This window comes from Actinokineospora diospyrosa (assembly GCF_024171925.1).
GTDB classification, from domain to species: domain Bacteria; phylum Actinomycetota; class Actinomycetes; order Mycobacteriales; family Pseudonocardiaceae; genus Actinokineospora; species Actinokineospora diospyrosa.
The window spans coordinates 49,947-64,700 of record NZ_JAMTCO010000021.1 but is presented as its reverse complement, the minus strand read 5'-3'; the positions used below and the strand labels follow the sequence as shown (position 1 = coordinate 64,700).

9 protein-coding genes are annotated in these 14,754 nt (G+C 72.8%); 7 read left to right on the top strand and 2 right to left on the bottom strand.

Annotated features, from left to right (window positions below; all coding sequences use genetic code 11):
• Positions 1 to 149 precede the first annotated feature (149 nt).
• Positions 150 to 2,207, top strand: a complete 2,058-nt coding sequence (locus LV75_RS33075; protein ID WP_253891400.1) for a sensor histidine kinase — start codon at positions 150 to 152, stop codon at positions 2,205 to 2,207.
• A 633-nt stretch (positions 2,208 to 2,840) separates the two neighbouring features.
• Entirely contained in the window at positions 2,841 to 4,055 is a 1,215-nt protein-coding gene (locus tag LV75_RS33070) for a PP2C family protein-serine/threonine phosphatase (protein WP_253891398.1), read from the top strand.
• Between the two features lie 4 nt (positions 4,056 to 4,059).
• Here the strand turns inward: LV75_RS33070 and LV75_RS33065 are convergent, their stop codons facing one another.
• On the bottom strand, positions 4,060 to 6,150 hold the full coding sequence (locus LV75_RS33065; protein WP_253891396.1) for a sensor histidine kinase: 2,091 nt from the start codon (positions 6,148 to 6,150) through the stop codon (positions 4,060 to 4,062).
• A complete protein-coding gene (locus LV75_RS33060; RefSeq protein ID WP_253891395.1) occupies positions 6,147 to 6,533 on the bottom strand; it encodes a response regulator transcription factor in 387 nt (128 codons plus the stop codon). The genes LV75_RS33065 and LV75_RS33060 overlap by 4 nt, the downstream gene beginning before the upstream one ends.
• 331 nt (positions 6,534 to 6,864) lie before the next feature.
• Between LV75_RS33060 and LV75_RS33055 the strand changes: the two genes are divergently transcribed.
• The 5 genes from LV75_RS33055 (at position 6,865) to LV75_RS33035 (ending at position 14,493) form a co-directional block, all read left to right on the top strand.
• On the top strand, positions 6,865 to 7,149 hold the full coding sequence (locus tag LV75_RS33055) for a hypothetical protein (protein ID WP_253891393.1): 285 nt from the start codon (positions 6,865 to 6,867) through the stop codon (positions 7,147 to 7,149).
• Positions 7,150 to 7,391: 242 nt separating this feature from the next.
• Positions 7,392 to 10,238 carry a type 2 lanthipeptide synthetase LanM family protein gene (locus tag LV75_RS33050; RefSeq protein WP_253891391.1) on the top strand — a complete coding sequence of 949 codons (2,847 nt, stop codon included), beginning with the start codon at positions 7,392 to 7,394 and terminating at the stop codon, positions 10,236 to 10,238.
• 23 nt (positions 10,239 to 10,261) lie between these two features.
• Positions 10,262 to 10,486 (top strand): hypothetical protein, encoded by a 225-nt coding sequence (locus tag LV75_RS33045; RefSeq protein WP_253891389.1) that lies wholly within the window; start codon positions 10,262 to 10,264, stop codon positions 10,484 to 10,486.
• Positions 10,487 to 10,647: 161 nt separating this feature from the next.
• Positions 10,648 to 13,554 (top strand): ATP-binding protein, encoded by a 2,907-nt coding sequence (locus LV75_RS33040; RefSeq protein ID WP_253891388.1) that lies wholly within the window; start codon positions 10,648 to 10,650, stop codon positions 13,552 to 13,554.
• 99 nt (positions 13,555 to 13,653) lie between these two features.
• Entirely contained in the window at positions 13,654 to 14,493 is an 840-nt protein-coding gene (locus tag LV75_RS33035) for a tachylectin-related carbohydrate-binding protein (protein ID WP_253891386.1), read from the top strand.
• Positions 14,494 to 14,754 lie beyond the last annotated feature (261 nt).

Sequence of the window (14,754 nt, the reverse complement as noted above, 5' to 3'; positions counted from 1 at the left end):
CGCGGCCCGCCCGCCGGTAAAGGAAGCGGGACCGCTGCCGGGCGGGGTCGCCGCTGAGTGGCCGATTCGATCACCTGGGGGGATGCTGTGCCGGACGGTGGCGGGTCCGGGACCGGCCAGACACGAGGATCATCGTTTGGGGTGTTGGTGTGGCCGGTGCGATCGACGGGGCGGTACTGACGGGGACGCAGCGACTCGCCGCGGTGCGGCGGGTGGAACTGGCGATCCCCGCGCACTCGGGCCGCGCCGACTGGATCGCCCGGTTGGCCGCTCAAGCCGTCGGCGCGCCGATGGGGATGCTGACGCTGGTCGGCGGCGAGGACGTGCACTTCGCGGGCTGCTTCGGGATCGGCGAGCCGCTCACCTCGACCAGGCGGGCGCCGCTGACCGAGTCGCTGTGCCCGGTGGTGGTCAGCGTGGACAGCCCGCTGGTCGTCCAGGACGCGACCGGGTCGCCCGACTACGCCGACTTCCGCACCGTGCGGCGCGGCGCCGTGCGGGCCTACCTGGGGGTGCCGCTGCGCGACCGCGACGGGCGGGCGGTGGGCGCCCTCGCGGTCGCCGACACCGGCGAGCGGCGCTGGACCGACGACGAGCTGATCGCGCTGCTGCGCACGGCCGAGCTCGCCGCGCCCCTGCTCGACGCGGCCGAGCACACCCGCTCGCCTGGCGACTTCCTGCACGCGGTGATCGACAACATGCACAGCCCGGTCGCCGCCTGCGACCAGCGGGGCACCCTGATCCTGATGAACCAGGCCATGCACCAGGCCATCGCGCTGCCCGACGACGGCCGCCAGGCCGACATCTACAACCTGGGCGCCGCCCTGCACTCCGGCGACGGCGTGCGGCTCGCCCCCGGCGACACCCCGCTGGCCAGGGCGCTGGCGGGCCAGCCGGTCCGGGACCTCGACGTGATCATCAAACCGCCCGGGGCACCCGCGCGCACCTACCTGGCCAACGCGACCCCGATCCGCGACGAGAACCACCAGGCGGCGGGCGCGGTGGTCGTGCTCCACGAGGTGACCAGGCAGCGGCGCGCCGAGCGCTTCCGGGCCTGCGAGCTGCGCGTGGCCGAAGCGCTCGCGTCGGCCAAGACCCTGCTGGACGCGGCTCCCGCGCTCGCCGAGGCGGTCGCCGCGGCGCTGGCGTGGCCGTACGCGCAGCTGTGGCTGGTGGACGCGGTCGCCGACAAGCTGCACCTCGCCGGGCAGTGGGCGGCGGCGGACCTGTCCCCAGGGGCGTCGCTCACCGGTCCGGTGTTCCGCGGCCAAGGCATCACCGGCTCGGTGTGGGCGGACGGGAAAGCCTTGTGGGTCCCCAGTGTGCGCGACGCGCGGCACCCGCGGTTGTGCGCGGCGCTGGCGGTTCCCGTGCACGGCAGCGGGTTGGTCGGCGTGCTGACCTGCTTCGCCGACACCCACGAGCAGGACCGGGCCGACCTGACCGACGCGGTGCAGGCGGTGAGCAGCCAGATCGGCCGGTTCGCCACCCACCGGCACACCGCGGGCCTGGCCGCGCAGCTCGACCGCACCCGCGACGACTTCATCACGCTGGTCGGCCACCAGCTGCGCACCCCGCTGACCTCGATCCTGGCCTACAGCGAACTGCTGCTCGACGGGCCGACCGACGAGCACACCCCGCGGATGCTGGAGGTCGTGCACCGCAACGCGAGCACGCTCACCGCGGTCGTCGACGACCTGCTCGACCTGGCCGCGCTGCAGAGCGGGCACGCGACCCTGTGCCTGAGCGAGGTCAACCTGTCGACCATCGTCACCGCCGCCACCGACGCGGCCAGACCCGCGGCCGACACCAGACAGCTGCGGATCGACCTCGACCTGCCCGACGAGCTCGTGATCGAGGCGGACCCGCACCGCCTGCGCCAAGTCGTGGACAACCTGGTCTCCAACGCCGTGAAGTACAGCCGCGACGGCGGCACGGTGACCCTGCGGCTGGCCCACCGCCACGACACCGCGGAACTGAGCGTCGCCGACACCGGCATCGGCATCCCCACCGAGGAGCGCGACAAGCTGTTCACCCGCTTCTTCCGCGCGGGCAACGTCCGGCACGGCACCATCCCCGGCACCGGCCTCGGCCTGGTGATCACCCAAACCATCGTCGAGGCCCACCACGGTGGCATAACCCTCGACCACCACGACCCCGGCATCACCGTGACCGTCCGCCTACCCCGCCACCACCCGGCCCGCTGACCCCCGCTGCCGGTCAGCCCGCCCGAGTGGTCCAACCACCCACCGAACGCCCACCCCGCCGGTAGCCTCACCCACCACCGGCGGCCCTATCCGCCTGCGGCAGGCCCATCAGCCGACTTCGGGCCCACGCCCTTGCCCTGCGCGCGGGCCCACTCTGCCTCGCACCTGGGCTCTCCCCAGTCCACCCCCGTCCCCCACACACCCCGTCCCCCCGAACCCAGTCCCCCACGCCCCGTCCCCGCACCGGAACCACTGTCGCAAGCCGACGCCGTCCCACCCCGAAAGTTCCCCACCCCGGCGGACGGCAGAGCCCCACCCACCCGGGGGCCACCCGCTTCCAGCCTACCGTTTTTCGGGGCCTGTCAAGGGGTTCGCCCGCGAGCTGTGGACAGCGCGAGGGGTTGTGGACAACTCCGGGGGCGACGACGGCGAGGCTCGGGGACGGTGGTGGGGGCAAGGCCGCGGCCGGGGCGGGTGCTCGCTGGCGCAGGCAAGCAGCCAGGCGGGATGCGGACACGGGCCGTGTCGGTATGAGCCGAGTGGGGCGCGGCAAGAAGACCGGTGGTTGGTCCGACCGCGTGGCGCGTGATCCACGGCGCGTCGTTCGGGCGGTCGGCGGTTAGGCTGCGCGTCGTGTCCGCGACCTCCAGCCCGACCGACCGCGTGAGCGTGCTCGAAGCGATCACCGATGTCGAGTTGCGCCACATGGAGCTGGACGAGTCACTACTCGCGTTGCTCGCCCGGGTGCGGGAGCTGTTCGAGGTGGATACCGCCACGATCCTGCTCTACGACGCCACCACGCAGCGGCTGAGTGTGCGGGCCACGCTGGGGATCGAGGAAGAGATCAGGCACGGGGTGACCATCGACCTCGGTGCCGGGTTCGCGGGCCGGGTCGCGGCGACCAGGCGCCCGGTCATCCTCGACCGGGTGGACCAGACCACCGTGGCCAGCCCGGCGCTGTGGCGCAAGGGGCTGCGCGCGCTGCTGGGCGTCCCGATCCTGGTGCGCGAGGAACTCATCGGGGTGCTGCACGTCGGATCGTTGACCGTGCGCGAGTTCACCGAGGCGGACACCCACCTGCTGCTGCTGGTCGCCGACCGGGTCGCGCTGGCGATCCAGGCGGAGACGACCAGCGCCGAACGCGCGGCGACCACGGCGTTGCAGCGCAGCCTGCTGCCGACCCGCTTCCCCGACGTGGCCGGGGTGAGCTTCGCGGCCCGGTACGTCCCCGGTGCCGTGGCCGGTCTGGGTGGCGACTGGTACGACGTGTTCCAGTTGCCCAGCGGTCGGGTCGGCGTCGTGATCGGGGACGTCGCCGGGCACGGCTTGGGGGCGGCGGTCGTCATGGGGCGGTTGCGCAGCGCGTTGCGCGCCTACGCGCTGGAGAACGACAGCCCGGCGCAGGTGCTGACCAAGCTGCACGGCAAGGTGTCGCACTTCGAGCAGAGCAGCATGGCCACCGTCGCCTACGCCGTGATCGACCTGGCCGACCGGACCGTTACCGTCTCCTCCGCGGGCCACCCGCCGCCGGTGCTGGCTGTTCCGGGGCGCCCGAGCGTGCTGGCCGCCATCACCCCGGATCCGCCGGTGGGCTTGGGTCTGCACAGCAGGCGCCCCCGGCGCGACACCGTGCTCGACCTGCCCGACGGCGCGGTGCTGGCCTTCTACACCGACGATCTGGTGGAGCGCCGGGGCAAGGCGCTGGACCCGTTCCTGGACCGGTTGACCGAGGCGGTGACCCCGGAGCGTCCAGAGGCGGTGTGCGGGCGGGTGATGGACGCCCTCGTCGACGCGGCGCCGACCCAGGACGATATCGCGTTGCTGGTCGCGCGGTTCGAGACTCGATAGCGGCTCAGCGGCCCGCCACCCGCGACGCGTCGCTCGCGCGCGGCACCGGCGGCGCGTAGTCGACGTCGATCGCCGCGGGCAGCGTGATGATGAACCGCGAACCGCCGGTGGGGTTGTCGGTGGCGGTGATGGTGCCGCCGTGGCGTTCGACGATCCGCTTGCAGATGGCCAGTCCCAGCCCGGTCCCGGTGTAGCCGGTGTCCACGTGGGCCCGGTGGAACGAGCCGAAGATGCGCTCGTGCTGTCCGGCGGGGATGCCGATGCCGTTGTCGGCGATCTCCATGGTCACCACCGCCGCGCGCCGGGTGGTGCTGATGGTGATCTCGGGGACGACCCCGGGCGCGGTGTACTTGATCGCGTTGCCGATGAGGTTGTCCAGGAGTTGGCGCAGCAGCACCCGGTCGGCCTGGACCGGGTCGAGCGCGTCGTGGCTGAACTCAGGCACCGGCTCGGCCGCGGCCACGGCGGCGTCGGTGCGGGCGGCGGCGGTGTCGGCGACCACGGCGGTGAGGTCGATCGGGACCGGCGCGATCGAGGCGTCGCGAGCGGTGGTGTAGGCGAGCAGGTCGTTGATGAGCCCGCGCATCCGGCTCGACGCGCGCAGGACCCGGACCAGCGCCGAGCGCGCCTGCTCGACCGCCGGGTCCGTCCCGGCCTGGCGCAGCGCCTCGTTGGCGGCATCGCTCCAGCCGTCGACGGCGCTGAGCGGGTTGAGCAGGTCGTGGGCGACGACACCGGCGAAGGAGGCCAGTTCGTCGCGTTGGCGGCGTTCGGCGGTGACGTCGTGGTAGACCAGCACGGCGCTGCGGCCGCCGTCGGGTTCGGGCAGCGCAGTGGCCTTGACCTGCACGATCCGGCCCTCGGGGACGCCGTCGTTGCGGATCAGCAGATCCATGTCGCCGACGGCTTCGCCTGCGAGGACCCGCAAGTAGGGCAGCTCCTCGGCCGAGAGCGGGGAGCCGTCGAGGTTGAACACGCCGTAGTGGGCGCCCGCGGCGGCCATGTCGTCCGGGCTGGTCTTGCCGCCGAGCAGGTGCACCGCGGCGGGGTTGCGCAGGCTCACCCGGCCGGTGGAGTCGACCACCGACACGCCGTCGGCCATCGAGTCGATGATGGCGCGCTTGAGCTGCGCGCGCAGCGCCGCCTGCTCCTTCTCCTCGGCCAGTTCGGCGAGCAGCAGGTCGCGCTCGTCGCGGCCGAGGGCCAGCGCGAGGCCGACCACGGCGACGATGATCACGAACAGCTGGACCAGCAGCGCGCGACCGGCGTGCGCGGGCACCACGGCGAACGGGCCCTGCCCGTGCAGGGTGAACACGACGGCGATGGTGGCCACGACGCCGGTGTGCAGCGCGACGTAGGTGGTGGACAGGCGGGCGGCGGCCCAGACGGTCAGCGCGATGAGCATCGAGGCCACCGGCAGGCTCTCGTCCCTGGCGAACGCGATGAGGTAGCCGATCACCGAGCACACCGACACCGCGACGTACTCGACCACCCGCCAGCCGCTCGTCCCGTCCGCACGGCGGTTGTTCACCGCGTCCGCGCGGCGGGCGGCGACCGCGCGGGCGGCGCACAGGCCGATGATGCCCACGAGCAGCACCCCGGCGACGTTGCGGGCCATCCACACCGCCGTGGTGATCCCCGAGTAGTGGCCGGTGATCAACCACAGCGCGGTCGGCCCCACGGCGGCGCCGGTGGTGGCGGCCGTGAAGGCGCTCACCAGCATGACCCACAGGTCCCGCAGGCCGTTCAGGCCGCCCCCGGGGCCCAGGGTCCACATGTCCGGTCGCCAGCGCACCACGAGGGTCACGAACACCCAGACCTGCAGCAGGTTGGACACCACGAAGACGGCGGCCTGCGCCGGGGTGGCGCCGGTGGCGGAGTTGACCAGCACGGTGATCAGCGCGAGGCCGAGCACGTCGACCCACATGACCGGGGAGTCGCGCTGCGCGCAGAACCACAGCACGGCGACCCCGGCGGCGGGCCACACCAGGCTCAGGCTGGCCGAGTCGAGCACGGTCAGCCGCCCGGCCACGGTCGCCGCCACGAACAGGGCGGCGAACCCCGCCGTGCGGGCGAGCGAGGCGGCCACGGTCATCGTCTACCGCCCGGCTCCGCGGTCCCGGCCGACAGCAGGCGCCGCACCACCGACCGCAGTTCGCCCCCGTTCGACGGCTTGGGCAGGTAGACCGCCCCGGCGTCGCGGACGCGGGCGATGTCGGCGCTCGACCACAGCACGGTCAGCGCGATCGCGGGCAGGTCGCCGTCGCGCTGCCGCAGGTGCCCGAGCATCGAGATCCCGTCCATCCCCGGCATCAGGACGTCGAACACCACCAGCTGCGGCAGGCCACCGTCCTCGACCGACCCCAGGGCCAGCGCCCCGCTACCGACGTCGACCACGTCGTGGCCGTCCACCCGCAGCCACCCGACCACCAGGTCCCGCACATCCGCGTCGTCGTCGACCACCAACACCCGAGCCACCCGAGCCTCCTGCCTGCCGGTCTCGTCCACCAGCCCGGTGCCGTCCCCACTCCGGTGTAGTCAACCACCTCGCGCGGCGCAGCCCAGATGGCACGATCGTGTGTCACCCACAAGGGACAGTCGGCACCAAACTCCGCACTCCAGTGACATTGCGCGACGCTAGACAGTCCCTTCACGACTGTCCACTTGAGACTTGAACGGTCCGCCGGTTGCGGGCCGGGTGCGACCCGAGAGCGAGGCGGTTGTTCACCAGGCCCCGCGGTCGACCGCTGGTCAACGATGGCATCAACGCCACGAAGCAGTAACGACCACGAACCACTGAGGAGTCCCGGTGACCAACGACGACATGATGTCCACCCTCTTCGACGTCGCCACCAACGCCGTGCTGTTCGCGGGGTCGTGGGCAGGCACCGCCACCTTCCACTGGACGCACTTCGACGGCACCCCCGGCGACCAGGTCGCCCCGTGGCAGGCCAGCACCCTCAACACCCTCCTGCGCCGCGGCCTCATCGCCGTCGACTCGGCCCACGACCACGCCCGCTACACCCCCGTCCTGCTCACCGACCAGGGCGTCGCCCTCCTCTACAGCACCGCCGAGCTCCCGCTGGCCGCCTAGGACCGCCGCCCCGGTCGCCTGCCGATCGGGTGAAGCGCGGCGAAACCAGCCGTGCGCCTGCCGGACTTACCTAGAATTGGCTGGTCGACCGCGAGAAATCGGCGGGCGCGACTACCCGAGGTGATCAAGAACGGCCGCCGGGGGTGGTCACCGGCGGGTCGGGCGCCCACGGGCTGGGAGCGAGAAATTAGGTAGGTTCTACCTATAACCCCTCCCCTTGACCGTGTCAGGGTGCAGGGGTGATGAGACAGGCGGCCGAACCGAGCACCCGCCGGTCGGCCGACTTGTTCGCGCCGGACTGGTGGCACGAGGCAGCACCGGGACAGGTGGACCGACCACTGTGGGTGGTCGTTGTGGAGGCGGCTACCGAGGCCGTGGCCCCCGCGCCGGTTCCCGACGACTGGCGGCGCGCGCTCGCGCTGCCACTGCTCCCCCTGGTCGCCACGACCCGCTGTGCCGTCACGGACGCGCTGCGCGAGCAGGACGTCGACACGGACGCGGTGGGGGTCGCGTTCGCGGACTGGCTGGCCAACCACCTGACGCGGTTGGCGGCGCGGGCCATGGTCGAGGCGCTGCGCGACCAGCGCGACCGGCTCGTCGGCGGGACCGGTACCGAGCGGTTCGCCGACTTCGTGCGCGGACTGTGCACACCGAGCGGGCTCGCCGCGTTCTTCGGCACCTACCCGGGCCTGGCCCGGCTCCTCGCGCAGACCTCCGGCGCCGTCGAGGACGCCACGGTCGAGATGCTCACCCGCTTCACCCGCGACCGCGCCGACATCGTGCGCGACCTGCTCGGCGGCACCGATCCCGGCCCGGTCACCGGGCTGCGGCCGCGGCTGGGCGACCCGCACGGCGGCGGTCGCGCGGTCGCGCGGCTCGACTTCGCCGATGGCCGCGCCGTGATCTACCGGCCGCGCGGGGTGCGGGCGCAGGTCGTCCTCGGCCAGTTCACCGACCTGCTCAACGACCACGTGCCCGACCTCGGGTTGCGCGCGCTGGCCACGGTCGCGCGCGCCGACTGCGGCTGGGTGGAGCACGTCAGCGCCACCCCCCTGGCCGACCTCGACGCCGCGGACCTCTTCTACCGCAGGCAGGGCGCCCAGTTGGCGTTGCTGCACCTGCTGCACGCGACCGACATGCACCACCAGAACGTGATCGCCTGCGGTGACCAGCCGGTCCTGGTCGACGTCGAGACGCTGCTGCACCCGTCCCTGGCCCAGCCCGACACCGGGTGCCCGGCCGCGGCGACGCTGGCGGACTCGGTGCAGCGGACCGCTCTGCTGCCCACGGTGGCGGTCGGCGCGGACGGCGCGATCGACATCTCCGGGATCGGTGCCGGGCGCGGCGGGTTCTGGCCGGGCACGGTCGTCGACTGGGCTGACCCGGGCACCGACGCGATGCGCCCGGTCCGGGTCCGCGCCGAGTTCACCGGTGGCGACAACCGGCCACGGCTGGCCGGGCGCGACCTGGACCCGGTGGAGCACGAACCGGCCCTGGTGGCCGGGTTCCGGCTCGCCTACGACGCCGTCCTGCGCCACCGCGCCGACTACGTCCGGCTGCTCACCGCCTGCGCCGACCTGCCCGTGCGGGTCGTGCCGCGCCCCACCCAGGCCTACGCCGCACTGCTCGCCGAGTCCACCGACCCGGCCGCGCTGCGCCGCTCGCGCGACTGGGCGTTCACCGCGCCCGGCCTCAACCCCGCCGAGCGCGCGGAGCTCATCGCCGGGGACGTGCCGCTGTTCACCTGCCGGGCGGGCGGGGGCGAGCTCGAGGCGGGCGACGGCACCGTGATCAGCGGGGTCGTCGCCAGGACCGGCCTGGACAGCGCGCTGGACAAGGTCGCCGCGATGAGCGAGACCGACCGGCGCGACCAGGCGTGGATCATCTCCGCGACCCTGGCCACCCGCCGCGGCGACGCCGACGGGCACCGGCAGGCGCCGTCCTCGGGGGCGCTGTCGGGCACGGCGGCCGACCCGGAGCGCCTGCTGGCCGCCGCCTGCGGGCTCGGCGACCAGCTGATCGCGTCGAGCCAGGCGGGCCGGGGCCGGGTCAACTGGCTGGGCCTCGAACTCGTCGACGACCGGCAGTGGCTGGTGCTGCCGATGGGCGCGTCGCTGGGCAGCGGCTACCTGGGTGTCGCGCTGTTCCTGGCGCAGTTGGCCGAGACCAGCGGGATCTCGCGCTACCGGGAGGTCGCCGCGGAGGCGATCACCGGGGTCCCGCGCCTGTTCGACACCCTCGCCGACGCTCCCGGGCTGGTCACCGCCATCGGCGGCGGCGCGCAGCAGGGACTGGGCGGCATCGCCTACGCGCTGGCGCGGTTGGCGCGCCTGCTGGAGGACAACGACGTCCGAGACTGGGCGGCGCACGCGGTCGGGTTGACCGCGCACGCCGCCACCCCGGGCGACCCGCACGGCTGGGATGCCGGCACCGCGGGTTGCCTGGCCGCCATGCTCGCCGTGCACACCGAACTGGGACTGCCGGAGGCGGCACGGGTAGGGGCAACCCGTGCCGCGACGCTCCAGCGGTACCTGGCGGTGGTCGACGAACCCCAGGGCGTGGGGTTCGCCGATGGTGCGGCGGGCATGGCGTTGGCGTTGACCCGGTTCGCGAACTGGGTCCCACCAGGGGAAACGGCCGACGCGGCGGCCGAGGCGGCACGTCAGGTGCTGACCACGGCCGTCGCGGCGGCCCCCGGCGCGCTCGGCTGGTGCCACGGCGCGGCCGGTATCGCGGTGGGGGTCGCGGCGGCCGGAGCGGGGTGTGATGTGCTTGGCGCGCTGACGGACACGGCCCGACCGGTGCCGCGCGACCTCGGTCTGTGCCACGGCGAGTCCGGCGTGGTCGAGGCGCTGCTGGTGCTCACCTCGGCCGGGTTGTGTCCGCGACCCGTCCTGCGGGCCCGCACCGCCCTGCTGCTCGACGCGCTCGAGCGGCACGGGCCGGTGTGCGCCACGCCGGGCGGGATCACCACACCCGGCCTACTGCGTGGGGTCGCCGGTGTGGGGTACGGGCTGCTGCGGTCGGCGTTCGCCGACCGGGTGCCCTCGGCGCTGTCGCTGGAACCGGCGGCGGCGGGCAAGCGATGACCGATGAAGGGGAGTGGACGGATATGGGTGACGGCGATTTCGTCGACCGGGTGCGGACAAGCGCCTGGCTGGCGACACCCGCGGTGACCTTCGGGGTGCGGGCGGCCGCGCTGGCCGGTTTGGTGATCACCGCTGGCGCCGCGACCGCGGTGGCTTTCGGGGCGTTCGACGACCCGACCGCGATCACCACCAATTGGCCGGGTAGCACGACCTGCTGCGGGAACCGGCCGGATTCGATCACCGGCTGAGGAGTGCCGATCACTCGCGTGGCGCGCCCGGTTGATCCCCACCGGCGAGCGGTGCGGACAGCCGGTGACCGCGCCACGCGAATATCGGGGGCCGATGCGCCCATTCGGACTGCCATTTGGTGGCTAGACCGCAAATCGGACCCCCGCTACTGTCACGGCTCGTGGTGAATCGATCGTCGCAGGTCGTGGGTCGCGACGATGAGCTGAAGGCGATCGAGAACGCTTTGGCCGACGCCCGCGGGGGGCGCGGCGGCGCGGTGTTCCTGGTCGGTGAGAGCGGCATCGGCAAAACCCGGCTCGCCGCCGCGGCGGCCGACATCGGCTACAGCACCGGGATGCGGTTGCTGCGCGGCCGGGGCAGTGTGCTGGGTCCCGCTGTGCCCTACCGATCACTCACCGAAGCGCTGCTGTCACTGGTGCGCGCCGGTGGGCCGATCGACCTCGACGCACTCGGTCCGTACCGGCCGATCCTGGCCGGGCTGGTGCCCGACCTCGGCCCGGCGCCGGGCAACCAGGAGGCCGGGTCGCTGGTGATCCTGGCCGAGGCCGTGCTGCGGTTGACCGCGCTGGCCGGTGAGGACCGCGGCTGCCTGGTCATCCTCGACGACCTGCAGGACGCCGACCTGGAGACGCTCGCGGTCGTGGACTACCTGACCGACAACCTCGCCGGTCAGCGGACCGTGCTGGTGGGCACCATCCGCGCCGACCAGGGCCAGGCGCTCAGCTTCGCCAGGGCCGCCGGGGTGCGCGGGGCGTGCACCGTGCTCGAACTGGGCAGGCTCGGCCGCGCCGACATGCGGCGGCTGGCCGCGGCGCGACTGGGGGTCGAGCCCGCGCAGGTGCCCGAGCCGGTGGCGGACCTGCTGTGGGCGGGCGGTGGCGGCAACCCGTTCCGCACCGAGGAGATGCTGGACGGCATGGTCGACAACGGCCTGCTCACGCGGGCCGCGGACGGGTGGCGGGTCACCGAGTCCGGGCGCCCGAACCCGCCTGCCACGTTGCTGCGCAGCGTCGGTGCCCGGTTGGACGCGGTGGAGCCGACCGCGCGGGAAGTGCTGCTGACCTGTGCCGTGCTGGGGAAGCGTTTCCCGCTGACGGTGGTGCAAGAGGCGACCGGTCTGACTTACCGGGATCTGCTCAGCCATCTTCACGGGGACAATGCGGCACACCTGGTCGCGCCGGATGAGCAAACCCCCGATTGGTACGCATTTCAACATGCGTTGATCGTCGACGCGTTGCTGACTCTTATTCCGCCCACGGAAAGGGCGGCGTTGTGCGGCAAGGTCGCCGACGCCGTCGAGGCCATGTATCCGGGGTTGCCCGGTGAGTGGTGTCAGCTCACGGCAGCGTTAAGGCTCGACTCGGGTCAACCTTTGGCCGCCGGGCGGTTGTGGGCCATGGCGGGCAACCGGGCTTTGGGGCAGGGCGCGGCGCAGTCAGCGGTGGCCTTGTTGGCGCGTGCTTGTGACCTGTTGGCACCGGACACCGGCGAGCGTGCCGCCGCGCTGGAGGCCCAACTGCACGCGTTGGCCGAGGCCGGGGAGGTCGACCGGGCGCTGGCGATGGTGTACCTGCTCGACGAGGTCACCGGGCTCGCCCCGGACCGGCGCGCCCGCCTGCACACCCGGTTGGCGTGGGTGGCCGTGCACGCGGGCCGCGCCGAGGTGGGCTTGCAGTCCGTCGCGGCCGCCCGGGCGTTGCTGGGCCCGGGGGCGTCGGCGGCGGACACGGCCGCGATCGACGTGGTCGCCGCGCACCTGGAGATCGACGTGCCCGGCCCGAACCAGCTGGCCAAGGCCGAGGAGATGGCCCGGCGCGCCGCGGTGGTCGCCGAGGGCGCGGACCTGCCCGCGGTCGCCTGCCAGGCGTGGCAACTGCTCGGGGCGCTGACCCGGCAGCGGGACCCGGCGGAGGCCACCGCCCTGCTGGAGCGCAGTCGGGTGATCGCGGTGGAGAACAACCTGCCGATCTGGGAGGTGCACGCCCTGGTCCGCCTCGGCCACGACGACGCCCTGCGCGACGGCGGCATCGACCGGCTGGAGATGGCCCGGGACTCGGCCTCGCGCATCGGCGCGGTCACCGCGCGGTACCAGGCGGAGGTCAACATCGCCATGCAGCTGATCCTGCGCGGCGACTTCGCCGAGGCGGACCGGCTGACCGCGCAGGTGCTGACCGCCACCACCCGGTTGCGCCTGGTGGAGACGACGCAGTACATGTTGCTGCACCGCACGGTCCTCGCAGGCCACCGCGGCCGCCGCGCCGACATGGCGGCGGCCCTGGAGGAACTGCGGCACTGGGGTGGTGAACACGCCCAGCACGCGCCCCGCATCCACGGCCTCGCGGGCGCGTTCTGCGCGTTGATGGAGGAGAACCAGGACCTGGCCCACGCCGAGTGCGCCGCCGCGGTGGCCGCGGAGGACCAGAACCCGACCACGTTCCACCTCTCCGGCCGCTACGGGCTCAACCTGCTGCTGCGCTCCCTCGCCGACGACATCTCCCCCGCCGAGTTCGCCGCCATGACCTCCTCCCCCGCCAGCCGCCTGCGCTGGGACCGGATGTTCTCCGACTTCGCCGCGGCCGTGCTCGCGTCGCGCGCGGGTCGGGCGGAGGACGCGTGCGCCGCCGTGGCCCGCGCTGTGGCGTCCGGGGCGCCCTACGCGATGGCACGGCACCTGGGGTTGCGCTTGGTCGCGCCGTTGGCTTTGGCGGGTCAGTGGGGGTCGCCGATCGAGTGGCTGCGGGCGGCCGAGGAGCACTTCCACCGCACCGGTGTCCCCGCCGTGGCCGGGGCCTGCCGGACGTTGCTGCGCAAGGGCGGCGCGACCGTGAGCCAGCGGCGGGAGGGAACCGAGGAGATCCCGGCCGCGCTGCGGTCGGCGGGGGTGACGGTCCGGGAGTACGAGGTCCTGCGGCTGCTGGTGGACCGGCTGTGCAACCGGGAGATCGCCGACGCGCTGCACCTGTCCCCGCGCACGGTGGAGAAGCACGTCTCCAGCCTGATCGCCAAGACCGGGGAACCGAACCGGATCGCGTTGAGCAAGTACGCGTCGGCGACCGTGCAGTCCTGATCCCCTCGTCCGGCAGATCTCCGGAAGTCGAGGCAACCGGTCCCGGACCTCGGGCGTGTTCGGGGTGGCAACATCCACGTGACACCTGGGGAAGTGCACATGAGATCGAGCAAACGGTGGGGCGCCCTGGCGGCCGGGTTGGCCATCGCCGCTGCCACGTTCACCGCCACGACCGCGACCGCGCAGACGGTCCCGCGACCGTCTTGCGGCAACTCCGTCACCGTGTGGGGAGTGGAGCAGAACGGGAACCTCTTTGAGTACCGACACCTGGCTCCCGAGACGGGCGACCACAACTGGGGAACGAAGCGCTATATCGGCGCGGGCTGGAACGGTACCGTCCTGGCCGGTTACGGGAAGACGTTCTACTTCGTACCGGAAGGCACCGGCGAACTGCGGCGTTACCAGTGGAAGGGCGAGGAGTGGGCGACCTTCGAGGGCGAGCAGTACGAGGTCATCGGCCAAGGGTTCGATCGCTACATCGGTGAGGGCAAGACCCTGGCAGCCGTCCGCGACAGGCTCTACGGCATCGACGACACGGGCGATCTGCGGGTCTACAAGCAAATCAACGGCGAGTGGGACAACGCGGACGGCGAAGTAATCGGCACCGGCTGGGACGTCTTCGACCGTGTTGTCCCTAGCAGCGATGAGGCCTTCTACGCCTTCGACAGCAACGGCGATGCCTACCTCTACGAATACAACAGCTACACCAAGCGGTGGGACACCCAGGGCCTGCGGATCGATTCCGGCTGGGGCGACTTCACCAACATCGCCACCGCGGGCTCGGGCGTCTTCTACGCGACGACCACCGACGGGCTGCTGCTCTGGTACCACTACTACGCCGGCTGGGCGAACGACGGCATCCCCCGCCAGATCGGTGAAGGCTGGAACGACACAACCATCCTGCTCAACGTAGGCGCCTGCGCGCCACACCCGGGCTGATCAGCCGAAGATAGTCCACAAAGGATCTGATCAGCTTCGCTCGGGTTCGGGTAGCTCGCCCAGGGCTGCCCGAACCCGAGCGGCGTCCGCCGCAGACCCCAGTGACTCGTACAGATCCAAGGCATTCCATAAGCAGCCCCGGGCACGACGGGTGTTGCCTTCGAGCCAGCAGGACGCAGCGATCCCCTCGTCCGCCTCCTCCTGCTGGACCGAGATCTCCTGGGCCATCCGCAGGGCCTCGGTGTGCAGAGCGCGCCCTCG

Coding starts and splice junctions, on each gene's coding strand:
- LV75_RS33065 (WP_253891396.1), bottom strand. CDS start 6,150: ATGACCGTGGCCGCCTCGCTCGCCCGCACGGCGGGGTTCGCCGCCCTG.
- LV75_RS33050 (WP_253891391.1), top strand. CDS start 7,392: ATGAGACAGGCGGCCGAACCGAGCACCCGCCGGTCGGCCGACTTGTTC.
- LV75_RS33045 (WP_253891389.1), top strand. CDS start 10,262: ATGGGTGACGGCGATTTCGTCGACCGGGTGCGGACAAGCGCCTGGCTG.
- LV75_RS33035 (WP_253891386.1), top strand. CDS start 13,654: ATGAGATCGAGCAAACGGTGGGGCGCCCTGGCGGCCGGGTTGGCCATC.